Origin of the sequence: Paenibacillus sp. GCM10027630 (genome assembly GCF_042676305.1) — a bacterium.
Taxonomy (GTDB): domain Bacteria; phylum Bacillota; class Bacilli; order Paenibacillales; family NBRC-103111; genus Paenibacillus_S.
Genome location: NZ_JBHTGY010000079.1, coordinates 1 through 22783, shown reverse-complemented (window position 1 = coordinate 22783; position 22783 = coordinate 1). Strand labels below are relative to the sequence as shown.

Here is a 22783-nt window from a genome sequence, read left to right as displayed (position 1 = left end):
TCTGGCTTACACCAAAAAAAACAAACGGCACAGGGATTTTTCCCATGCCGTTTCGAATTCCATTTTAATTCCGCTATTGTTTTTGAGCTTAACTTAATGACATTGGGCGGGAGGGCTGTTCTTTTTTCTGCGGCTTGTTTCACTTCGGGTGGATTATTTCTTTGTAAAAGTTATGGACAGGCGTATTTAACGGTGTATAATTAATAAAATTACTTAATGAGTTAAATGGAGGAAATGATGAACAGTCAGTCGGTTAAGCTGGAAGATATAATTGTCGCAAGTCACGTGCTGAAGGATGTTGTGCACCATACTCCTCTGCAAAAAAACTTTATATTATCCGAGAAATACAACTGCAACGTATATTTGAAGCGTGAGGACCTGCAGGTTGTCCGATCTTTTAAAATCCGTGGGGCCTATCACTTGATGCGGAGCTTGACCGAAGATCAGCTCAGCAAAGGTGTTGTATGCGCTAGCGCGGGCAATCATGCCCAAGGGTTAGCCTATTCCTGTAAGGCGCTTCAGGTTCAAGGCAAAATCTTCATGCCGACCACCACTCCCAGGCAAAAAATTTCCCAGGTCAAGCTTTTTGGCGGCACCTACGTGGAAGTAATCCTCATTGGCGATACATTCGATGACTCGTTGAAGGAGGCTGTAAAGTGCAGTGAGCGGGAAGGGATGCAGTTTGTTCATCCGTTTGATCATTTGAAGGTTATAGCCGGTCAAGGGACGGTTGGGCTTGAGCTGATGAATGATATGCGGGAGCAGGTTGATTATGTTTTCGCCGGAATTGGCGGGGGCGGCTTGGCAGCGGGTGTCGGAACTTATGTCAAAGGCATTAGCCCGACCACAAAGTTCATTGGCGTTGAAGCAACCGGTGCACCATCCATGCAGCAGTCCATTGAACAAGGAGAAATCATTACACTTGGTGAGATCGATAAATTCGTTGATGGTACGGCTGTAAAACGAGTAGGCGAGTTAACTTATGAGATTTGTCAGAAGGTTGTCGATGATATTATTGTCGTTCCTGAAGGCAAGGTATGCACAACCATTCTGGAGCTATATAACGAAAATGCTATCGTTGCCGAGCCGGCAGGGGCGCTTACCATTACGGCGCTGGATTTCTACCGCGAGCAGATCGCAGGCAAAAATGTGGTCTGCATCATCAGCGGCGGTAACAATGACATCGATCGGATGCAGGAAATAAAAGAACGTTCGCTGATCTACGAGGGGCTGAAGCATTATTTCACAGTGGAGTTCCCTCAGCGTTCAGGTGCTTTACGTGAGTTTCTCGATGAAGTGCTTGGGCCCAATGATGATATCACCCGATTCGAGTATACGAAAAAAACAAGCAAGGAAAATGGGCCCGCGCTTGTTGGAATTGAGCTGAAGAGCAAAGAGGATTATGAGCCCTTGATTGAGCGTATGGTCAACAAAGGCATCAAATATGTGGAAATCAACAAAAATCCTCATTTGTTTAACTTATTGATTTGATTTCAGGCACAACAACGGTAATCGAAGTGCCTTCTCCAAGCTTGCTTGCTACCTGGATTGTTCCATGATGTCTTTCAATTATATTTTTCACTATCGATAGTCCCAAACCGCTGCCGCTGCTGGCACGGTTTCGGGACTTATCTGCTTTGAAAAAGCGTTCGAAAATGCGTGTTTGATCTTCCTCTGCTATACCGATGCCTGTGTCGGATATGCGGACTACAGCTTGGTTATCGAGCTGCTCCAAGCTAACGAAAACGGTACCGCCTTCGGGTGTAAACTTGATACTGTTGTGAATCAGATTGATCCATACCTGACTCATCAGCTCCTCATCCGCTGTTACATTAACGCGTATAAGTGAAATGTCCATTTCTATAGCTTTGTTCTGCCAAAGCGGCTCACAAGCCAAAATAATATTGCGTAGTTGAACGTCAAGCCTATAGGGCTTCGGTTCGAATGGATGATGCTCGGATTCCAGCGAGGTGAGCTTCAATAGATTGTCGCTTAGCTTCGACAGTCTTTTGCTTTCGGTCTCGATAATATGCAGATAATGCTGACGTTCTTCCTCGCTCAGCTGTTCATTTTGCATAGCTTGAGCGAATCCGTTGATCGAGGTTAGTGGAGATTGAATTTCATGGGAGACGTTAGAGATAAACTCCTGGCGCATGGCTTCTATATGCTTTAACTGCTGAGCCATATGATTGATCCCATCTACAAAGTGGTCGAAATGGCCTTGTTGGCCTGGTTTTTTTTCCAGACTCACATTGAAGTTTCCCTTGCTGATCTGCTGCATCGCATCTAATATGGCATTGAAAATATTCATTTGTCTAGGTCTGGAAAAAAATCCGATGAGCATTATGATGCCGGCAGCAAACAAAGAACCGAGAAATACATTAATAAGCTGGATCGTTAAATCAGGCAGCTGGATGTTCCAATAGGAGTAAACCCAAGAAGTAAGCACATAAGCCAATGCACAGCAGGCAACCTGACCCATCAGTGCTACGAAGATGCCCAGCACGCCTTTTGCAATGCGTGATTTCATTCTTCAGCTACCTCCAGTCTATAGCCAAGCCCGCGAATCGTTCTAATTCGAAACGAGCTCGTAAGAGCGGAGAAACGCTCCCGCAGTCTGTTAATATGGACATCCAATGTGCGCTCATTTCCATTGTAGTCATATCCCCAAATGTCCTCTATAAGCTGCTCACGTGGAAGTGTCCTGCCGGGGGAGCTTGCGAGCTTGAATAGAAGCTCAAATTCCTTCAACGGCAATGTCAGCATTTCCCCGGCAGCACTGACTTCAAAGGTATGCCGATTCATTTGAAGGTCTCCGACCAGTATGGTTTGAGAGACGAAGACCCGGTAACGCTTCAACAACGCCTTTACTCTTGCAACAAGCTCAGCGGGCTCGAATGGCTTAACTAAATAATCATCCGCTCCCATATCGAACCCCTTTACTTTATTTGCCGTTTCCCCTTTGGCTGTAAGCATTAGCAGGGGCATCTCATAATGTTTCCTTAGCTCCTCGCATAGCCTCCAGCCGTCCATGTTAGGCATCATGATATCGAGTATGACCATATCCGCCTTCACTGTTTCTAATGTAGCCAGTGCCTCAGCACCGTCTCTGGCTTCTATTATTTCAAACCCGGCGCGCTCCAGGAACAAGCGCACAAGCTCCCGGATATGCGGGTCATCATCTACAACCAATAGGGTTGGCATCCTGTATTTTCACACTCCTTTTTAGACAGGTGACTGCATACGCAGCTGTTGATCGGCAAACTCCCGGTACATGGAATGTGTTTCATATAGGTGATTATGTGTTCCGTTTCCGGTAACTCTTCCTTTCTCAATGAAAACAATTTGATCTGCATCTACTACAGTGGCTAGGCGGTGGGCGATTACGAGCGTTGTACGTCCTTTCATTAAATTTTTCAACGCTTTCTGCACCATGATTTCCGATAAGCTGTCCAGACTTGAGGTTGCTTCATCCAGCATCAGAACACTTGGATTTCGCAGCAGCGCTCTGGCGATCGAAATTCGTTGCCGTTGACCTCCGGATAGCTTGATGCCTCGTTCGCCCACTTCTGTATCGAACCGATTCGGAAGCTCATTAATAAATACATCGGCATAAGCCATCCTGGCAGCTTCAGCTAGCTGCTCATCACTGATTGCTTGCTCCATGCCATAGGTAATATTGTCACGAATCGTACCGGTAATAAGCGGGCTCTCTTGTGATACATAGCCAATCCGACTCCGCCAGGAGCTTAAGGACAAGCTGGTTAATGCTTCTCCGCCGATTCGAATAAGTCCGTCTTGCGGCTCATAAAACCGTTCCAGCATTGAGAATAGCGTTGTTTTTCCGCCACCGCTAGGTCCTACTATTGCGGTTACTTTTCCCATTTCAATCGTTATATTCACGTCCTTGAGCACTTGATCTCCCGATGGATATGCGAAGGTAATTTGCTCCAACTTAATCTGTGGTCCCATATCGGCTACAGGCCTGCCGCTTTGCAAATCCTCTTCTTCAGCGGCCAATGTTGCAATAATTCTCTCCGTAGCGCCCATCCCTTTTTGAAATTGGGTGAAAAAGCGGGAAATCTGTGTGATAGGCATTATAATCTGAAATAAGTATAAAAGGAAAGCGACCAAATCGCCAGAAGTCAACTCGCCTGATGATACTCGAAGTCCTCCATATCCAATGATGACAACGAACAACAGCATGATGACAAAATACATTAAAGGTCCTACGACAGCTTGAACCTTGCCTTCTCTTACTCCGAATTGGAATAAATTTGTAATGCCGCGCTGCCCGTTAGCGTACTCCATATGCTCCGCATTGGATGTTTTAACAAGACGAATTTCCGAAAGCACACGAGTCAGCGTAGCCGTGAATTGAGCTGTTTCTCCCTGTAATCCCTTGGAAATTTGATGCATTTTGCGTCCAAGCGGAAGCAAGAACAGCATGGAGAGGGGAACAGCCAGCACGATGAGCAGCGTCATTCTCCAGTCCAAATACAGCAATACTCCGATAGCGCCTATGATGGAAATGAGCCCGGTCACGAAGCTTGTAAGGTTTTCGGTAATAAGCTCTTTGAGGATGCCCGTATCATTGACTACCCGGCTAACCATCTCGCCTGTTTGATGCCGGTCATAGAAAGGAATGGGCAATTGCAAATGTTTTTTCCATAAAAGATCTCTAAGTGAAGCAACGACCTTCTGTCCTGACCGATTCAGTAAATATACGGAGATGCCCCCGGCGATAGCTTGCAAAATAAAAGCGGCTCCGAGTCCTATAATGTGAATGGTATCTATCGAATCCAGGGAGAAGCTGTTTACCATATTCTTAGTAAACAATGGAATGCTTAATCCGACTAACGTGGAGCCGATACTCATCGCCAGTGCGATGCTCATTAATAGAAGGGGAGGTTTGGTCTGCCATATTAAACGCACGAAATCGCGCCAGCCCCCGCTTTGATTTTTAATTGTCAACTTCAAATCATCCTCTCCATAATTGTATCTCGTATGTATAAAAGATACCCCATCCATATAAACTGAATGTAAACAGCAATGAATATAATAGGCTAAACAAATACAAAAAGGCCGAATTCTCAAAAATACTGGAGAATTCGGCTTTTTGTATGTTGTCACTTATAGTTATTGTGCGGTTACTTTCTGGATGTCCTGAACGCCTTGGAAAATCAAGCCGAACAGCTCCTCCAAATTCTCTTCTTCAATGCAAGAGAAAGCAACGCGCAGATCGGTTTCACCAAGTGCGATGGTTCCGATACCGTAATTATTGAGCAGATGAACGCGCAGTGATTCCGCATCGACGGTTTTCAGCTTTAGGCACATAAAGTAACCGGAATTGAATGGGTAGTATTCCCATACGGCATCAAACTTGCTGTTATCTAGAATGTCTTTGACTTTGTTGGCACGGCCCTTCATAATTTCGTACTTTTCTTGCTTCTGAGCTTTGAATTCAGGAGCGTTCAAGGCGTGAAGCACGAAGGTTTGGGAAGGATGCGGTCCGCTTGAAATCGTTGCACGGATAATGCCCATCGTCTTTTGCTCCAGTGCGGCAAGCATTCCTTGGCTTTGTCCGGCATAGGTGATAAAGCCGACCCGGAAGCCCCATACAAATTCTTCCTTCGTAGCGCCGTCTACTTTGATGGAAAGCACACGCGGATGTAAATTTGCCAGTTGGCCTGCTAATGATTCCTGCAATGAGTTTTCGAAGAAAAGTCCGAAATAAGCGTCATCAGCTACGGCTACAACATTAATTCCTGCCTCGGCTGCTTCCTTAATAACGGCTACGATTTGTTTGCCTTCCTCAGGACCCGGGGTGTAGCCAGTCGGGTTGTTCGGAAAGTTCAATACGACGATTGCTTTGCCTTTGTTTTTTTGAGCGAGCAGAGCGTCACGCAATGCCGCGGAATTAAACTTGCGTTCGCTATTATACAACGGATAATTAACAATCTCCGCACCGCGGCGAATTCCGAAAGTAAGCTCGTAATTTTCCCAGTTTTTATCAGGGATGATAACTGCATCGCCAGCATCGGCGAACAAGTCGGCAACAATGCTTAATCCATGGGTGAGTGCATTTGTGACAATAGGATTGCCCAGGCCCTCACTCGTTAAGCTCGGGTTCTCCTCCAGCATTTTACTGCGCCATGCAGTACGCAGCTCCGGCTTGCCTGCTGGAGGCGCATATTCGTATATATCCTTCGGATTGTAGGCGGATAACGTATCTTGAATGACCTTCAGGTGCATAGGCTGCCCATTTTCGAGCGCTGTACCGATGGTGGCATTGAATTTATGAGCTTTTTGCTTGGCTTCCGCCGACTGGCTTAAGATGCCCACCTTAGGGAAAAAGATTTGCTTGCCTAAGCCTGATAGCATATCAAATACATACTTATTTTCTTTGGAAATCGTATCATTGAGCTGTTGTGCAAGAGGATTCATTTGGGTCCGTCCTTCCGTGATCTGAACTTCTCATTAGCGGGCCATACATTTTGTGAAGCCCAACATTTAGGGAACATTATACCATTTTCTCAAGGGGGAGTCACGCTGATTGTGTTAAATTGAGAATTGTTTTCAATCGAAGAAGCGGCAGAACAAGTAAATGGAGCGTGGTAGCGAGATGAAGCGATTTATGTTACCATATGATGGGGAACGGACAGAACGGAATTAAGAAGAGCTTGATTAGTTTGTTATCCGATGATTGGACCGAAATCCCGAATACTAACTTATATTTTCCGAGGAGGCAATTATTGCTATGGAAATTCGCTATGCGACGAATCCAAAAGAAACTAAATCCTATGATACAGACAGATTGAGAAGCGAGTTTGTTATCGAAAGTCTGTTTGCACCAGGTCAACTAAACATGGTATACAGTCACGTAGACCGTTTTATTACAGGTGGCGTTATCCCTACATCAGAGCCGATTAAGCTCGAAGCGGACAAGCATGAAATGGGCGCTGAATATTTCTTGGAGCGTCGTGAAATTGGAATTATCAATGTTGGCCCTAAAGGCTTCGTAACTGTAGATGGTACTGAATATGTGCTTGAAAGCAAGGATTGCCTATACGTAGGTCTGGGCAACAAAGAAGTGGTATTCAAGAGCGCGGATTCTGCTAATCCGGCACGCTTCTACTTCAACTCCACGCCGGCACATAAAAACTACCCGACTGAGAAAGTGGAAATCAGCAAGGCTGAGCCTCAGCACCTGGGTTCGATCAATTCTTCTAACGAACGTACCATTTATAAATATATCCACCTAAACGGTATTCAAAGCTGTCAGTTGGTTATGGGTATGACACTTTTGAAACCGGGCAATATGTGGAACACAATGCCTTGCCACACTCACAACCGCCGCTCTGAAGTGTATTTCTACTTCGATATGCCTGAAGACGGATTGGTGTTCCACTTGATGGGTGAGCCTTCTGAAACTCGTCACCTTGTTGTTCGCAATGAGCAGGCGATCATTTCACCAAGCTGGTCGATCCATTCCGGCGTAGGTACAAATAACTATACATTCATTTGGGCTATGGCTGGTGAGAACCAAGAGTTCACGGATATGGACATGGTTCAACCGAAGGATTTGCGCTAAAAAACATGTTTATCTGGTTATTAGGACGCTGAAAAGCGTCCTTTTTTGTCTATTTTACATGTCCCGGGGCTCCCCGCAAAGTATCTGAATCAACGTCGAAGCAAGACCCCACTTTGTGGGGATTTTTTGCGTTTTCAGAACATTTTATTTAATAAAAGAGGATTTTATGTCGACATGAAGAATAATAGTATTAGTAAAATATTACCATAAAAGGAATAGTGTAGAAAATAGTCGAACAAAATCGAACCGTGTAGAAAAGAGGGAAATGATAATGAAAGCAGTTCGGAGTGTGATTGATTTCTTGGTTGAAGGCGGGGTCAAATATGTATTTGGCATCCCTGCGGGCTCAATAAATGCATTTTTTGACGAATTGTATGAAATGCCCCAAATTACACCGGTCGTTGCTAAGCATGAAGGGGCTGCTTCCTATATGGCCGCGGCTTATGCTAAACATTCCGATAGCCTGGGGATTTGTATCGGATGCAGCGGTCCTGGAAGCACGAATTTGCTGACTGGGGCTGCGCATGCATACCGCGAGCATCTTCCTGTTCTGTTCCTGACAGGCTCGGTTCCAGTCAGGACAGTTGGATTGAACGCCTCACAAGAATTGAACGCGGTGCCTTTGTTTCAACCGGTGACGAAGTACAGTGTATCCGTTTCTCGCGCAGAAGATTTGCTTTATGAGGTAGCGAAGGCAGTTGAAATTGCGTTATCCGGAATACCGGGTCCTGTTCACGTTCAGATGCCCATAGACATACAGCTGGAGCAGGTGGAGCCAGTCGCGCTGCCGCCGTTTCCGCAGCAGCAGATCAGCGTTCCCAATCGTTCGTTGCTACGGCAAGCGGCCAAGGAGCTATTGGAGCGCAGTAAAGGCATTATCTTTGTCGGGCAAGGAGCCCGCCGTGCTATGCCGGATGTGCTGCAGCTGGCTGAAACTCTGAATTGGCCGATTGTTACGACACCGCAGGCAAAAGGATTTGTACCCGACTCTCATCCGCTCTATCACGGTATATTCGGCTTTGCTGGACAGGCGCGCGCTACCAAGCTTATAGAAGATCAAGAATACCACGCGATTCTGATTGTAGGTTCGAGCCTTGGCGAGACGGCCACCAGCAACTGGAACCGACATCTGACCGGAGATCGTTATACTGTGCAAATCGATATTGATGAAACGGTATTCCATCGTACCTATCCTATTGATTTGCCGATACGAGGCGATGCGGGCTTGGGCCTCAGGTTCCTTATTCAGGAATTGGAGCGTATGGGGCTTCGCCGCAATAGCTTCGAGCCTGATGTCACAGCTTCGATTCCACAGCCTTCCACAGTCTATAACACTCAGAATGTGCTCTTGTCCCTGCAAAAGCATATGCCGCCCTCAACCCGCTACGCGGTCGATATCGGCGAGTTTATGTCGTATGTAATCCATTATATGCAGGTAATGGAGACGGATACTTTTGATATCAATGTACATTTTGGGGCCATGGGAACCGCGATCGGAGCTGCAATCGGGATGAATCTTGCAGATCCTTACCGCCCTGCCGTTTGCATTACGGGAGATGGCTGCTTTTTCATGCATGGTATGGAAATTTTAACGGCGAAGGAGTACAATCTGCCGATTTTATTTGTAGTTATCAATAACGCAAGGCTGGGAATGGTCTATCATGGCCACACGCTGCAGTATAAACGGAGCCACCCGCGCTTCGAGCAGCAGCCTGTTTCGATATCGGATATGGCCTATTCTATGGGCATACCTAGCTGGAGAGTCGAGAAATTGCAGGATCTTTCTCCCGGAGTGTTGCATGATATTTTAGTGGACGGGCCAGCTGTGCTTGAAATTTCAATAGTGGATAACAATATTCCTCCAATGGGTGACAGAGTGAAGTTTCTTTCCTCTTTTCAAAAGTAATCATTCCCGCAATCGGATCGATAAAGGATGGTGTAAATATGAATGATGATCAAGCCAGATATGCCCGGTTGGCTAAAATCAGTCAACTGATTAATTCAAATTTGGATTTGCATTCACTTCTTGAAGCGGTTGCCTCTGCTATATCGGATGAAATTGTCCAATGCGACTCTACGGGTATTTATTTGCCGCAATCGGACGGTACCTTCCGTGGATATGTAGGTAAACCGGATATTATTAATGGGATTACCCTTAATCAAATGATCGTAGACCCACAAACGGATCATCTGGCCAGGGACATTATTGAAACAAGAAAAAGCATTTATATACCCGATACATCCATGGATACCAGACCGGATCCGAAGCCGGTGGAGCTGTTCAAAATTCGTTCCTTGTTGGGATTGCCGATTTCATATGGAGATGAACTGTTCGGTATTGTATTTTTATTCGATTACGGTATTCCTATGAACTTGTCTGAATCGGAAATTCAGACGGTCGAAGCTTATGTCAATATGGCGGGAGTGGCGATCCATAATGTGAAGCAATTTCAAGCGATCCAATCGCTTCTGAGGGAGAAGCAACTGCTCCTTGATGTAACAAGCGAGCTTTCTCTGTGTTCGACTACGGAGAAGATACTGGATACCTGCTTTCGTTATGTAGGACGAGTGCTCGATAATACAAATATTGGTGTGCATTTGTGTGATTCAATCGGCAGCACGTTTCGTCCGGCCAAATTAAGCGGAAACAGCGAATGGACGGAGGAGCAGTGGCGTAAAACACATAGCAAGATCAAGCTTGACTACGAAAGGGATTTATTGTTTCAAGAGGTGATCCGCACGAAGAAATACGTATTTATTCCTGATGTGGACAAAGATCATCGTCCGAACCATGAAGCTTGCCATAAATTCGGGATACGAGGGGTATTTATGCTGCCCCTGGTAGCAACAGGCGAGGTTCTCGGTACGATAGCTGTCGTCAGCTTAGGGGAGATTCGCACCTATACAGAGCACGATATGCTGCTGGCCCAGTCCATTGTAGATGTTACTGCAACTGCATTATCCAATGCCATTCAGCTGGAGCAGCTGGAATTGATTATTAATGATAGAACCAAGGAATTACGGGAGAATCACCGTATTCTGGAGCTTATCCTCAATTCTGCCGGAGAAGGTGTATACGGATTAAATTTGCAGGGGGAAATTACATTTTGCAATCCGGCAGCGGCACGTATGCTTGAGCTTTCCGTTGATGAGCTGATCGGCAAAAAGCACACAGAGCTTATTTGGTGTGAGGAGGGTATGGTTGACGGTAGTTCCGAGGAATCCCTCTTTCATATTTTTGGGAATGATACAGTCAAATATGTACAAGAAGTTATGTTTCGAAAAAAAGATGAGTTGTCTTTTCCGGTTGAATACGTATTAACTCCCATCGTTGAGGACGAGGCGATTCAAGGTGGTGTGGTTATCTTCTCCGACATCTCTGAACGAAAAAGCACTGAAGAAATCATCCGCAAAACAGACAAGCTCTCTGTTATAGGTGAGCTGGCTGCAGGTGTCGCCCACGAAATACGTAATCCGTTAACGACGCTTCGTGGTTTTATACAGCTTCTGAATTCCAACCCGAATGCCAAGCAGGAAAATCTGGAAATCATGCTGTCTGAGCTGGATCGGATCAACTTCATTGTGAGCGAGCTGCTTTTTATAGCCAAACCGCAGTGCATAAGCTTACAAAAAAATGATCTGCGCGAGATTCTCGAGCATGTGGTGAAACTGCTTCAATCACAAGCAATTATGAACAATGTGGAAATCGATCTTTTGATCGAGGGTCCGATTCCTAATATTAGCTGCGCAGAAAGTCAATTGAAGCAAGCGTTCATTAATATAGTAAAAAACTCAATCGAATCCATGGAAAACGGGGGCTTGCTGCAGATCCGAGTTGAGCTGGAAGATGATCACGTGGAGATTTGCTTTAAGGATCAAGGAAGCGGGTTGTCCAAAGAACGGATACCGAAGCTTGGCGAACCCTTTTATACAACAAAGGAAAAAGGGGTCGGACTCGGCCTGATGGTCACATTCCAAATCATTAAGTATCACCACGGCCGCATCCATGTGGAAAGCGCGGAGGGGGTGGGCACCACAGTGGAGATTGAATTGCCGCTTGTACTGTCAGGTGGCAAGGTGGAGCATTTGCCTTACACCTACTCCATGATCTAAAAAGGTTTGCTCAGGAAGTCTAATTAGAAGAAAAAAACACTTCACACCGCTGATGCAGCATGCGGGTAAGAAGTGTTTTTTTATAATATCAGAATCAAAAATTTTCAGCGGAGCTGAACTATTCTGATGTTGCAAGAAAAGCAACCTTTAAGACACAAATGTTTCTTCATCGAAAGGCTTCGATCAATTGCTTTTCTTATTATGGCTGCTCCTTGTGATGAGGGCAGTAAGTTTTCATGAGCTCAATGGTTTCGGCGTCCAATGGTCGATTTCTTTGCTCGAGACCCTCCGTAATTTTGCTGAACCTGGGTTCCTTCACATTTTGCCCAAACTTGAACTTGGCCGAAAGCTCTGTGATTCGGATGCGCACAACGGCTGTTGCCTTGATCTGCGGCGTATAATCGGGATCCAGCGGATCAATGGGAGCATAACCTCCCTCTGGCTGCAGCTTGCGCATAAATGCTGTCAATGCTGATGCTTTGAGATCCAGGTCTGCGATGGGCTCAGCGTATCCTTTTATAAGAACAGATTTGAAATAAGAGGTAGCAGGGCATGCAAGCTTAGGATCGGAGAAAGTGGAGGGGATGATGGCATACTCCTTGGCGACAGAGAAGGTTACGCGTGGGTCCCTTTTTAAATGCTCCATCTTGGACCCGACTCGGCTGCCGTGAAAATAAAGTTCCCCGTTCTGATAGGCAAAGTTCAAGGGCGTCAGCTGAGGCCAGCCGTCTTCTCCTATAGTACCAAGAACTCCAAAGCTCATTTCCTGTAAAAATGATTCGGTTTCCTCGGGCTCCTTTATACTGAACTCGTTTCTTCTCATATATTCCATCCTCCCTGTTGGATAAAAGCTTGAAAGTAAGCTTACCTCAGACATTGACAATCTATAAGCTCCAATTTAGAGTTATTTTATTGGACCATTATTCGGAATGGGAGAGCTCAAGCATGCATTTTCAAATTCCTTACCACAGCTACTATGAGAGGTATTCCACCAAACTGCTGGCTTTTTATCATGCCTTAAGAGATTCAATCGTGGACGGCGTGCTTCCACTTCATACGAAGCTTCCCTCCAGCAGGGAATTGGCAGTACTTTATAACGTTTCCAGAGGAACGATCAATCAAGTGTATGATATGCTAGCTTCAGAAGGGTATGTTGTATGTGAAGTGGGAAGAGGGACATTCATCTCCTACAATGCCGGCAGCCCGAACCAAACGGATATGTTAAAACGCAACTATTCGCTTTCTCAGTGGGGAACAAGAATTAATGAGATTTCGGCTGCTCACGAGGCTTCTGTACAGCTTCCCCTCAATGCCGCTGACGCGGGAGTAATGGAGGTAGATTTTCATTGGTTTGCTCCCGATTCAGAATGGTTTCCGAAGGCCGAGTGGAATCGATGTCTATACGCTACTGCGAGGCAAATATCGCAGCAGAGCCCCCTCCCTCCCCCTTCCGTGCAGGGGGATATAGGGCTTCGCGAAGCGATTGCGAATTATTTGCGCCGAGCAAGAGGGATTGCCGCGCCAGCGGAGCAAATCGTAATCTTTAACGGCTCGATGCAGGCGATAGCCCTTCTGGCACAGCTAATGATTAACGATGGCGACATCGCTGTAGTAGAGAACCCCGGCTATAATGGAATACGCCGGGCTGTAATGGCGGCAGGCGGTACCTGCATGCCGGTGGATGTGGATCAACAGGGAATCATACCTGATGATTGGGCAGCGAAGCTGCTGTTTGTGACTCCCGGGCGGCAGTTTCCGACCGGGGCTGTACTGAGCCTGGAGCGGCGCCAGCAGCTGCTCCAATGGGCGTATGAGCGGGAAGCTGTAATCATAGAAGATGATTACGATAGCGAATTTCGGCACAGAGGCAAGGCTGTAGAGCCGCTGAAGGTGTTGGATCGTGAGGAGCGGGTCGTGTACGTCGGCAGCTTCTCCAAGACTTTGTCATCCAGCATCCGCATCGGCTATGCTGTTATGCCCCAAGCACTTGTGGGGCCGGCAAGCAAGGCCAAAGCATTATATGAGCCGCAGCCAACGGGCCTGCTGGAGCAGCAAACGCTGGCCTCATTTATGAACAGCGGCGAATATGAGCGTCACTTGCGCCGGATGAAGCGTGTGTACAGCCGCAAATTCGAATGCTTGCACCGCTTGCTAACCGGGTGTCTGTCTGACAAGTTCGCTTGGGTAGAAAGCGATGCCGGGCTGCATCTGTTTGGCTGGTGGCTTGGAACAGAGGACACCTATACGGAATTTAGGAAGCGCTGCGGCTCATCCGGAATCCGTTGGTCCGATCTGGCGCTGCCAGGAGACGGAGGAATACGATACGGAGCTTACTTCCATTTTGCGCATTTAACGGAACACGAAATGGAGTATGCGGTAAAGCTTATGCAGTCGCTGTAGACCCATACGAAGCATTTCACATGAAATGCACACTTTAGGCAGGAGATACCAGTGTCATATAGAAATTACAAAGCATAGGGCGTTTGGCAAGCTGTGGAATTTGTTGTGGACCTAATGTATATGGTTGTAATTTTTCCCGCCAAGTGTTAAAAACATAAGGAAGGCTTTTCATCTGAATCGCATTTGCTCGAAAGACAGTGCCGAGATTTATCTATAACATCCTTAGAAAAGGTGACTTAAAATTATGCAGCAAACCGTATCCATAATGGGGGTACCCTTCTCCAAGCTCAACTTGCAACAAACGATAAAGAAGCTTACTGTTCAACTGGACAAGCAGGAGGGCAAGCTGTTCCAGCTTATTACTGCAAATCCGGAAATCGTAATGGTAGCGAAGCAAGACGAACTGCTTCGAACCATTATTTCCCAATCAGGAATGATAACGGCGGATGGTATTGGTATAGTTTTGGCTGCGAAATGGCAGGGTGAACCGCTGGAAGAACGAGTAACCGGCTTCGATATTTTTACAGGTCTCTTGAAAGCCGGCAATGAAAAAGGTTATTCCATCTATTTGTTGGGGGCCGATGAGGAAACGAGCCGGAAAGCATCCGAGGTGATTGCTGAGCAATATCCTGGTGTACGTGTAGTCGGAAGACAGAACGGATTTTTTGGGAAAGAAGAAGAGGCAGGCGTCGTTGCTTCTATTGGTGCTGCTAAGCCCGATATACTGGTGGTAGCCATGGGAGCGCCTTATTCGGAGAAATGGATTTATAAGTATAAAAAAGATCTTAAGGCAAAGGTTGCCTTCGGCATTGGAGGAAGCCTTGATGTTCTTGCCGGGAAGGTTAAACGTGCGCCGGTAGCATGGCAGAAGCTGAACCTGGAATGGTTATACCGGCTGCTATCTCAGCCTTCGCGGCTGCGCAGGCAATTGGTGTTGCCTAGATTTGCTTTGAAGATCCTTTTTGGAGGCGGCAAAAGCAAATAAAGGCGGGGATTTCCGGCAGCTCCAACCGAACAGCTATGGATGAATAGAAAAAGGAAGCCGCCGCCTGCTGACACAGGAGGCAACTTCCTTTTTCCCAAGTAATGCATTATTTCATGCTGCCGAGTTTTTCACCCATTTTTACCTTACTGCCGACCTGGAGGTCGCTGCGGGTTTCGAATGTATCGGTTTCCAGCAGCAGTACGACAGTCGAACCGAACTCGAAGAAGGCCAATTCATCACCGCGGCCAAGATGAGCAGGCAAGGGAGATGCATACTGAATACTGCTAACGTTCATCGCGCCGACCTTTACTACGGCAAGCTCGCTTTTTTCATGCTGCATGTAAGTGATTAATCGCTCGTTGCGGCTCAATACTCGGCGCATATGGCGAAGGCCGAATTCATTGACCGGATATACTTTGCCGGGAACATGCTCTTTTTCAATAATATCGCCTGCAATTGGCGAGTGAATCCGGTGATAATCGGTGGGGCTTAAATAAAGAACAAAGTAAAAGCCGTTCTTGTAATTGACCGTGCGCGGCGAATAATTAAGCAACTCCTCCACGGTATAGTCCTGGCCTTTGACATTCAGTATAAGGCCATCAGAGATATGGCCAATACCTGTAATCATGGCGTCTACCGGGCTGACCAATGCTTGTGGAGCCGTGTCTATCAAACGAAGTCCTTGCTTCAGTCGTCTTGTAAAAAAATCATTCAAGGATGTATATTCGGTCCATTGCTTCTCAGCATCCTCCAAACGGATACCGTATATTTTGGCAAAACGCGGAATAAAGCCACGGCTTGCTCTTGATTTTGCAAACGCGCCTGTTATTTGGGAGATCGATTTACGTGAGGACAGCTCCGTTAACAAGCGGAAAAAAGATTTCATCATAGCTCTAGGCTCACCTGTTTCTTCTTAATGTTGTTTTATCAAATATCTTGACATATAACACGCACTAACGCAAGAAAAAAAGAAACAACCCCGCAGCTTCCGATTCGTTGCTGTGCCTAGGGGGAGCTTATATTTTATTAAGGAGTTGTTATTCATGCCAAATGTTGATATGCCCTTATCCCAGCTACGTGATTATAAGCCTGAATTAACGCTTGAAGCGGACTTCGATGTCTTCTGGGAAGAGGCCAAAGAAAGCTCCAAGGCAGCCCCCCTGAATGCAAAAGCTACCTTGGTTGAGGATCATCCTTTAAAATCCATACATATCTACGATGTCGTTTATGACGGTGCTGACGGTACGCCTGTTCATGGCTGGTACGTTATTCCTGCAGGAAAGCATGAAAAAGGATCGCTTCCGGTTATTGTGAAATACCATGGATATAATGGTAATCGTGGAAATCCTCATGAATTGCTGCATTGGGCTTCTATGGGGATAGCTGTATTGGCTATTGATGCGAGAGGTCAGGGTGGATCAACGCCGGTTGGAGCATCGTTTCCGCAGGGGAGCATTTCGGGTTGGATGACGCTTGGGATTCTTGATCCGCAGCTTTATTATTACAAGCAGGTGTACTTGGACTGCATTCGTGCAATTGACTTTGTATGCTCTCAGCAGGAAGTGGATGCATCCCGCATCGCTGTATACGGGGGAAGCCAGGGCGGAGGACTCGCACTCGCAGCAGCCGGTCTCGATGACAGGCCGAAGCTGGCGATGCCGTATTATCCGTACTTATGCCATTTCCGCCGCGCAGTGGAGCAGCACAATGGCGGACCTTATGTGGAAATTAAAAACTGGTTTCGCCGGTTCGACCCCGAGCATCTTCAAGAAGAGCAGGTATACCGCACCCTTAGCTATTTCGATGGGATGAATATGGCTTCACGGATTAAGGCGAAAACCTTGATGGCCATTACGCTGCAGGATATCGTCTGTCCGCCTTCGACCTGCTTTGCCGCATACAATCATTTGGCGGGAGAGAAGGAGCTGAAGCTGTACCCTGATTACGGTCATGAAGCTCTGCCTTTCCATGAGGAAGCAATGATGCGATTTGTGGCTGGTAATTTGTAGGGGAAGAGCTGCAACTTTACCGTTGACTTTTTTGACAGGCATGTTAATATGATAAATGTCACTAGGGGAGCCGCGAGGCTGAGATTGGATCAATAGATCCTAGACCCTCTGAACCTGATCTGGATTGCGCCAGCGTAGGGAAGTGGAGAGCGTTTGAAGCGTGTATTGAATTCTAACATGCAGACCACTTCTAAATACGGAGGTGGTCTTTTTTGCTTATTCAAAAAAGCCATCGGGTACCGTACAGATTAACATCATGGAATAAAGAAGGGGTGAACCGTATCATGTCCAAAGGTTTAAAATTGACCGACATCTTGGTCACAATCGTTATTGCAGTTGTATTCGGCATTATTTACCGGTTGTGGGGGGATGTCTACAATGTCGTTAAGCTGGCGGGTCTACAGCTCGATCAGCTTATCTATGGTGTGTGGTTTATGGCAGCGACGGTTGCGTTCCTGCTGATTCGCAAACCCGGTGTTGCGCTGCTTGCCGAAATAGCCGCTGCTTCAGGAGAATTGTTCACAGGCTCCCAATTTGGCGTCGAAGCGCTAACTTACGGGATTGCACAAGGACTGGGCGCCGAATTGGTGTTTTTCTTGTTTAGGTATCGCAGCTTCTCTGCCTCAACGGCTTGCCTGGCCGGCATTGCAGCGGCGGCCGCATCGCTGATTTTTGACGGCTTCAAAGGATATTTGATTGATTTGCAGACTTGGAATTTGATGCTGTATTTCGTATTCCGGTTGATTAGTGGAATTTTTATTACCGGACTGTGCGCATATTGGTTGGTTAAAGCGCTGGAAGCAACCGGTGTTACCCAATTGGTTCGGCCGGCAAGCCGGGCCGATTACGACGCTCTGGAGCGTAAGAAATAATGAGCATCGGGGTCTCGGTCAACGGTTTACGGCTGAAATTTGCAGGAAGTCAGGGGCTGCAGTTTGATGAACTATCATTTTCCGTTCCATCCGGGCAAAAGGTATTGCTGCTCGGACCAAGCGGATGCGGCAAGTCTACATTGCTTCAGGTGCTGACCGGTTTAATTCCGGGAGCGATTGATGTCCCGGTGCGATATGACAGCATCTTGGTACCATCATCCTGGGGTTATGTGTTTCAGGATCCGGATACTCAATTTTGCATGCCATTTGTTGATGAAGAGATGGCTTTCGTACTCGAGAATCTGGGAGTTCCAAGAGACGAAATGCCTGAGCGCATTAGTGATGGGCTGCATCAAGTAGGACTCGATTTGAGGGAGCTGCATATGCCGATCCAATCGATGTCGCAAGGCATGAAGCAGCGGTTGGCAATTGCTTCGATACTTGCGTTGAAGCCGGAGGTTTTATTTCTGGATGAGCCTACGGCGCTGCTGGACCCTGAAGGAACCAAGCAGGTATGGGAAACGATCAAAAAAGTCGGAAAAGACAAGACGGTCATCATCGTAGAACACAAAATAGATGAAGTGATTGAATTTGTCGATCGGGTTGTTTTATTCAATAGTGATGGAGTTGTAATTGCAGACGGCTCACCAACGCAAATTTTTGCTGAATTTAAAGCTGAGCTTCAGCAATATGGAATTTGGTATCCTGGCGTATGGGAGGATTACGCCTCGAGTCCTGTATATCAAGCGCTGCTGAATAATAGAAGCAAGCTGCCTGCCGATGTCAATCAGTCAGCGGCCGATGCTGCGAAGCAGCTGGGCGGCGAGCAGGCTGATGCCGGCCAGGGCTTGTTATCGCTGCGCGACTTCGCCGGATATCACGGCAGGGCTCGCAGCCGGGAAGCGAAGATCCGCGTTACGGATCTTCGCTTGGGTGCCGGCGAGTGGGTGGCCGTTATCGGCGGCAACGGAGCGGGAAAAAGCACGCTGCTGCAGTCTCTGATGCAGCTGCTTCCCACTTCGGGCGGCTATGAAATAATCGGCCGCAGCGTGAAGGGCTTCAAGGATGTGGCGGATGATGCCGCCTATGTGTTTCAAAATCCGGAGATGCAATTCGTAACCAACTCCGTGTATGACGAGGCTGCCTTCGGATTTCGTAGAGACGGCTTAGCCGATGCTGCGAAGCTTACCGAAGAACTGCTCATTGAATTTGGCCTTCAAGATAAGAAGGCCCAGCATCCCTACCAGCTGTCGCTAGGACAGAAGCGGAGATTGAGTGTAGCTACAGCGATGAGTAAACGGCAGCGATTAGTGCTTCTCGATGAGCCGACATTCGGGCAGGATGCGGCGAATACATTTGCCATACTGGAGAAGCTTGAAGGCTGGCGGAGACAGGGAGCTTCTATTATTATGGTGACGCATGATATGGAAATCGTTCGGTATTTTTCCACGCGAGTATGGGTTATAGAAAGCGGTGTGTTGACCTTAAATATGGAGCCTGATGCCTATTTGAAGGCTGCGGGATATATGAGAATGGGCGACCTGGAGCCGACTGAAATACTTCATTAAATGGTGTAAAAGGAAGCGGGGTGAGGTGTTACGTGTTTGCTTTCGAAGAAACATGGCTGCATAGGGTAAATCCGAGCTTGAAGCTGCTCTTATCAATAGGAATGTTCTTCATTGTGCTGCTAATCGATAATATTAATGTATTGATCAACATTACTGCGGCCCAGCTCTTGCTGCTTCTATTGTTCTCGGGGCATCCGATGCCTCGATTACTGCTTATGTTTCTACCTTTCGGACTATTATTTGTATCCTCTTCTATTTCCATGATGATGTTCGGAAAAGGAGATACAACTTGGCTGCGTATCGGACTCGTGCATATTACAGAGGAGAGCTTCTTCCGCGGCATGCATATTGGCTTGAAAACAATCAACATGGCCTTGATGGGGCTGATGTTTGCGCTCACTACCAAGCCGGTGGCCATGTTCTATTCCTTGATGCAGCAGTGCAAGCTGCCGGCGAAATACGCCTACAGCTTCATGGCCGCCCTGCGGCTTATGCCGATTATGGCGGATGAGTTTCGGATGCTGCGGATGGCGCTGAAGGTGCGCGGCGTGAAGCGTCGCGTTGGGATCGGCAGCGTCTATGAAACGCTGCGGCTGTACGCGATCCCGCTGCTGGCGCAGAGCATTCGGCGCGCCCAGCGCATCGCCGTAGCGATGGAAGCGAAGCGCTTCTCTTCAGCGCGCGGGCGCACGTATTATTACCGCATCGGCTTCTCGATGCGTGACTTGCTGCTGCTGCTGTATTTGGCAGCAGCGGTATGGGCTGCCATGTATGCAGGGCAGCACTTTCCTTATTTCCATATCGGCGACGTCCGCTATAAGGTTATTTAAGTCTTTCAAGCAAGCTTTCATACGAGAATCATTAAGGAGGAACCGATTATGAAATTTTCACAGGAGCTCCGTCAAGCCGTAGATGCTAGCTGGAACGCTAGCTTCGAGCATCCATTCGTTCAAGGGATTGCCGACGGTACGCTGCCGTTAGTTAAATTCCGTCATTATTTATTGAATGATGCTTATTATTTGGCTCAATTTGCACGTGTTCAGGCACTGGGGGCAGCTAAAGCGACGGATCTGTCAGACTCTAACCGGATGGCTGCTCATGTACAGGGAACATACAATGCAGAGCTGTCGTTACATGAGAACTTTGCTAAACGTTTGGGTATCAGTGAGGCAGAGAAAGCGGCATTCGAACCGTCACCTACGGCTTATGCGTATACTTCCCATATGCTGCGCGTTGCTAATGCAGGACATTTGGGGGATATTGTGGCAGTCATTTTACCATGCTATTGGCTTTATTATGAGATTGGTGAGCGATTGCAAGGAGTTACTTCTAGCGAACCGATCTATCAGGAATGGATCAACGCCTATGGAGGCGAATGGTTCCGTGAGCTGGTACAGGAGCAAATCGATCGTCTGGATACAATTGCAGAGCAGGTTACGGCAGCAGACCGTGAGCGGATGAAGAAGCATTTTATTATAAGCAGCCATTATGAGTACAAATTTTGGGATATGGCTTACAAGTTAGAGGCATGGCCGATTTACGAATGATATAATAAGAAGCAGCTCCTCAATCTTTTGAAGGGCTGCTTTTTTCTTATAATATCAGATCAGAATTAATAAGTTTTCAGCAGAGCTGAACAATTCTGATATTGCAAGAAAAGCTACCTTTAAGACACGAATGTATCTTCATCGATAGGGCTTCGAATAGAAGCTTTTCTTAACATTATAGAAAGTATAAGTTTTTTGGGGTGGAACCGGAGGTTCCCCCTTTTTAATTTTTTTGCTAAAGTAAGGATATGAAACAGGACATCCTACACCGGATCTTCTTTGATGAGCACAGGCACTGGGAAGCCTTTGTAACCAAGCATGGAAAGAACATACGATCAGTAGTACTCAAAGAAATTGAAAAGTTTCGAGACTGCGGTAACCCAAAAAGGGATTCAAACTGATGGTCTGCGAAGGATGCCATGACTTGAAGATGGTGCCGTATCGTTGCAAAGGGCGCTTCTGTACGACATGCTCTTGTGGTGAAACGGAAGAGTGGAGTCGTATGTTGACAGAGGACGTATTTCAGGTGAATCACCGACATGTCATCCTAACGATAGACGAGGGTCTACGAACTCTATTCCTGAAACATCGGGATTGGTTCAAACCCTTTAGGGATGAGGGAGTACGGTTAATCAAGGAGTATTTTGAAAAGAAATACATAGTAACGCCAGGAGTCATTGCGGGGCTACACACATTCGGATCAAGGCTGAATTTCAACCCTCATATTCATATGCTAGTGACGATGGGAGGGATGGGGAAGAACGGGGAGTGGAAACCGGCCAAGGATTACATCCCATTCGAGATGTTAAGAAAACAATGGCAGACGGTGGTTTTGAAGCTGATTCGGAAGCAGTTGAGTTTGGAGGAAAAGAAAAAGGTGCAACCGTTGTTACAGAAAGCCTATTCTAATAATGAAGCAGGCTTCTATGTGCATGCCCCGAAACAGAAAGGGGATGTGAAGACACAACTGAGTTACATTGGCCGTTATATGCGTCGACCTGCGATTGCGGTGAGTCGGATCGAGGCGTATGATGGTGAATTCGTAACATTTCGGTATACGGACAAAACGGACGGGAAAGAAAAGAGCGAAACGGTAAGTGTGGAAGAATTTATTGCACGAGTGATTCGTCATATTCCGGATGAACAATTCAAGACGATTAGGCACTATGGCGTGTATTCAAGACGGACAAAAAGTCTAAGCAAGAAGCTAGTAACGGCATGGCAAAAGGAAGCCAGAAAGTGGATCGTAAAAGCAAAACGGGTGCTGCGACGCAAAACATGGAGCGAGAAGGTGAAGGAGCATACAGGAAAAGATCCAATGTCTGTCCGAAATGCGAGTGTTATTATGATTACAAGGGAGAAGTCTGTCTAGAGAACGGGCAACTTGTCATAAAGTACGCGACATGTAGAAATACAAAAGCTGTATTAGAAAGGATGATTCGAGATGTCACCGGTATCAAAGAAACGAAAACCCGAGAAGAAAAAGAAGAAGAAGTCCCCAAGCAATTACCTGCTGAACAAAGAAGCAGTAAACTATATTTGTTTGCAGTGTGAGGAAGAGGAGGCCATTCCACTTGGAGTTGTAAGGGACTTCGATCGAATGGATGGTGGAGATCCAAGTGTACCGCCCAAGTTCGGCTGTGAAAGCTGTGGCGGAGAGATGTACCCGGAATTCTACAAAGGTGTGCATGGATA

At 46.9% G+C, this 22783-nt stretch carries 18 protein-coding genes, 1 pseudogene and 1 riboswitch; of the genes and pseudogenes, 13 read left to right on the top strand and 6 right to left on the bottom strand.

Translation table 11 applies throughout. The features are described 5' to 3' along the window. The first annotated feature begins 237 nt into the window (after window positions 1–237). Complete coding sequence (ilvA, locus tag ACFQ0C_RS32010) at window positions 238–1491, top strand: threonine ammonia-lyase IlvA (protein ID WP_379372975.1); 1254 nt, start codon at window positions 238–240, stop codon at window positions 1489–1491. On the opposite strand, the gene ACFQ0C_RS32005 is transcribed toward ilvA, so the two are convergent. The 4 genes from ACFQ0C_RS32005 to ACFQ0C_RS31990 form a co-directional block, all read right to left on the bottom strand. Beyond that, window positions 1475–2530: a sensor histidine kinase gene (locus ACFQ0C_RS32005; protein ID WP_379372970.1), complete on the bottom strand. Its 1056-nt coding sequence runs from the start codon at window positions 2528–2530 to the stop codon at window positions 1475–1477. The genes ilvA and ACFQ0C_RS32005 overlap by 17 nt on opposite strands. Then, window positions 2527–3204 (bottom strand): response regulator transcription factor, encoded by a 678-nt coding sequence (locus tag ACFQ0C_RS32000; RefSeq protein WP_379372968.1) that lies wholly within the window; start codon window positions 3202–3204, stop codon window positions 2527–2529. Before ACFQ0C_RS32000 ends, ACFQ0C_RS32005 begins: the two co-directional genes overlap by 4 nt. A gap of 21 nt (window positions 3205–3225) precedes the next feature. Next, on the bottom strand, window positions 3226–5031 hold the full coding sequence (locus ACFQ0C_RS31995) for an ABC transporter ATP-binding protein (protein ID WP_379372966.1): 1806 nt from the start codon (window positions 5029–5031) through the stop codon (window positions 3226–3228). Between the two features lie 108 nt (window positions 5032–5139). After that, a complete protein-coding gene (locus tag ACFQ0C_RS31990; RefSeq protein WP_379372964.1) occupies window positions 5140–6447 on the bottom strand; it encodes an aminotransferase class I/II-fold pyridoxal phosphate-dependent enzyme in 1308 nt (435 codons plus the stop codon). A 313-nt stretch (window positions 6448–6760) separates the two neighbouring features. On the opposite strand from ACFQ0C_RS31990, the gene kduI reads away from it, so the two are divergent. The 3 genes from kduI to ACFQ0C_RS31975 all read left to right on the top strand — a co-directional run bounded on the left by kduI (window position 6761) and on the right by ACFQ0C_RS31975 (window position 11707). Continuing rightward, window positions 6761–7594 carry a 5-dehydro-4-deoxy-D-glucuronate isomerase gene (gene kduI / locus ACFQ0C_RS31985; RefSeq protein WP_258211361.1) on the top strand — a complete coding sequence of 278 codons (834 nt, stop codon included), beginning with the start codon at window positions 6761–6763 and terminating at the stop codon, window positions 7592–7594. Window positions 7595–7865: 271 nt separating this feature from the next. Beyond that, window positions 7866–9500, top strand: coding sequence for a thiamine pyrophosphate-binding protein (locus tag ACFQ0C_RS31980; RefSeq protein ID WP_379372961.1), 1635 nt, complete (start codon window positions 7866–7868; stop codon window positions 9498–9500). Between the two features lie 38 nt (window positions 9501–9538). Continuing rightward, entirely contained in the window at window positions 9539–11707 is a 2169-nt protein-coding gene (locus ACFQ0C_RS31975; protein ID WP_379372959.1) for a GAF domain-containing protein, read from the top strand. A gap of 199 nt (window positions 11708–11906) precedes the next feature. Here ACFQ0C_RS31975 and ACFQ0C_RS31970 read toward each other — a convergent pair whose 3' ends face one another. Further along, window positions 11907–12530 (bottom strand): pyridoxamine 5'-phosphate oxidase family protein, encoded by a 624-nt coding sequence (locus ACFQ0C_RS31970; RefSeq protein WP_379372957.1) that lies wholly within the window; start codon window positions 12528–12530, stop codon window positions 11907–11909. 122 nt (window positions 12531–12652) lie between these two features. Here ACFQ0C_RS31970 and pdxR point away from each other — a divergent pair, with 122 nt between their 5' ends. Together pdxR and ACFQ0C_RS31960 are read left to right on the top strand one after the other, a co-directional pair. Then, window positions 12653–14107: a MocR-like pyridoxine biosynthesis transcription factor PdxR gene (pdxR, locus tag ACFQ0C_RS31965; RefSeq protein WP_379372955.1), complete on the top strand. Its 1455-nt coding sequence runs from the start codon at window positions 12653–12655 to the stop codon at window positions 14105–14107. 244 nt (window positions 14108–14351) lie between these two features. Then, window positions 14352–15092, top strand: coding sequence for a WecB/TagA/CpsF family glycosyltransferase (locus ACFQ0C_RS31960; protein WP_379372953.1), 741 nt, complete (start codon window positions 14352–14354; stop codon window positions 15090–15092). Window positions 15093–15198: 106 nt separating this feature from the next. Here the strand turns inward: ACFQ0C_RS31960 and asd are convergent, their stop codons facing one another. Continuing rightward, the gene (gene asd / locus ACFQ0C_RS31955) at window positions 15199–15981 is read right to left on the bottom strand and encodes an archaetidylserine decarboxylase (RefSeq protein WP_258211355.1); all 783 of its coding nucleotides are present in this window, start codon (window positions 15979–15981) and stop codon (window positions 15199–15201) included. Window positions 15982–16135: 154 nt separating this feature from the next. Here asd and ACFQ0C_RS31950 point away from each other — a divergent pair, with 154 nt between their 5' ends. From ACFQ0C_RS31950 to ACFQ0C_RS31920, 7 genes and pseudogenes are all read left to right on the top strand, one after another. Further along, window positions 16136–17101 carry an acetylxylan esterase gene (locus ACFQ0C_RS31950; protein ID WP_379372951.1) on the top strand — a complete coding sequence of 322 codons (966 nt, stop codon included), beginning with the start codon at window positions 16136–16138 and terminating at the stop codon, window positions 17099–17101. Between the two features lie 53 nt (window positions 17102–17154). Continuing rightward, window positions 17155–17259, top strand: a riboswitch (TPP riboswitch). A gap of 126 nt (window positions 17260–17385) precedes the next feature. Then, on the top strand, window positions 17386–17973 hold the full coding sequence (locus ACFQ0C_RS31945) for an ECF transporter S component (RefSeq protein ID WP_258211698.1): 588 nt from the start codon (window positions 17386–17388) through the stop codon (window positions 17971–17973). Further along, entirely contained in the window at window positions 17973–19541 is a 1569-nt protein-coding gene (locus ACFQ0C_RS31940) for an ABC transporter ATP-binding protein (protein WP_379372949.1), read from the top strand. The genes ACFQ0C_RS31945 and ACFQ0C_RS31940 overlap by 1 nt, the downstream gene beginning before the upstream one ends. A 32-nt stretch (window positions 19542–19573) precedes the next feature. Then, window positions 19574–20371: an energy-coupling factor transporter transmembrane component T family protein gene (locus ACFQ0C_RS31935; protein ID WP_379372947.1), complete on the top strand. Its 798-nt coding sequence runs from the start codon at window positions 19574–19576 to the stop codon at window positions 20369–20371. A 48-nt stretch (window positions 20372–20419) separates the two neighbouring features. Beyond that, window positions 20420–21088, top strand: coding sequence for a thiaminase II (gene tenA / locus ACFQ0C_RS31930; protein WP_258211351.1), 669 nt, complete (start codon window positions 20420–20422; stop codon window positions 21086–21088). 248 nt (window positions 21089–21336) lie between these two features. Then, window positions 21337–22642, top strand: a pseudogene (locus tag ACFQ0C_RS31925) (IS91 family transposase). Beyond that, a partial coding sequence (locus ACFQ0C_RS31920; protein WP_379372945.1) for a hypothetical protein occupies window positions 22533–22783 on the top strand: 251 nt, incomplete at its 3' end. The pseudogene ACFQ0C_RS31925 and the gene ACFQ0C_RS31920, both read left to right, overlap by 110 nt.

Excerpts from the sequence above, each read along its gene's own strand:
- ilvA (WP_379372975.1), top strand. The coding sequence starts at position 238 with ATGAACAGTCAGTCGGTTAAGCTGGAAGATATAATTGTCGCAAGTCAC.
- ACFQ0C_RS32005 (WP_379372970.1), bottom strand. The coding sequence starts at position 2,530 with ATGAAATCACGCATTGCAAAAGGCGTGCTGGGCATCTTCGTAGCACTG.
- ACFQ0C_RS32000 (WP_379372968.1), bottom strand. The coding sequence starts at position 3,204 with ATGCCAACCCTATTGGTTGTAGATGATGACCCGCATATCCGGGAGCTT.
- ACFQ0C_RS31995 (WP_379372966.1), bottom strand. The coding sequence starts at position 5,031 with ATGGATGGGGTATCTTTTATACATACGAGATACAATTATGGAGAGGAT.
- ACFQ0C_RS31990 (WP_379372964.1), bottom strand. The coding sequence starts at position 6,447 with ATGAATCCTCTTGCACAACAGCTCAATGATACGATTTCCAAAGAAAAT.
- kduI (WP_258211361.1), top strand. The coding sequence starts at position 6,761 with ATGGAAATTCGCTATGCGACGAATCCAAAAGAAACTAAATCCTATGAT.
- ACFQ0C_RS31980 (WP_379372961.1), top strand. The coding sequence starts at position 7,866 with ATGAAAGCAGTTCGGAGTGTGATTGATTTCTTGGTTGAAGGCGGGGTC.
- ACFQ0C_RS31975 (WP_379372959.1), top strand. The coding sequence starts at position 9,539 with ATGAATGATGATCAAGCCAGATATGCCCGGTTGGCTAAAATCAGTCAA.
- ACFQ0C_RS31970 (WP_379372957.1), bottom strand. The coding sequence starts at position 12,530 with ATGAGAAGAAACGAGTTCAGTATAAAGGAGCCCGAGGAAACCGAATCA.
- pdxR (WP_379372955.1), top strand. The coding sequence starts at position 12,653 with ATGCATTTTCAAATTCCTTACCACAGCTACTATGAGAGGTATTCCACC.
- ACFQ0C_RS31960 (WP_379372953.1), top strand. The coding sequence starts at position 14,352 with ATGCAGCAAACCGTATCCATAATGGGGGTACCCTTCTCCAAGCTCAAC.
- asd (WP_258211355.1), bottom strand. The coding sequence starts at position 15,981 with ATGATGAAATCTTTTTTCCGCTTGTTAACGGAGCTGTCCTCACGTAAA.
- ACFQ0C_RS31950 (WP_379372951.1), top strand. The coding sequence starts at position 16,136 with ATGCCAAATGTTGATATGCCCTTATCCCAGCTACGTGATTATAAGCCT.
- ACFQ0C_RS31945 (WP_258211698.1), top strand. The coding sequence starts at position 17,386 with ATGTCCAAAGGTTTAAAATTGACCGACATCTTGGTCACAATCGTTATT.
- ACFQ0C_RS31940 (WP_379372949.1), top strand. The coding sequence starts at position 17,973 with ATGAGCATCGGGGTCTCGGTCAACGGTTTACGGCTGAAATTTGCAGGA.
- tenA (WP_258211351.1), top strand. The coding sequence starts at position 20,420 with ATGAAATTTTCACAGGAGCTCCGTCAAGCCGTAGATGCTAGCTGGAAC.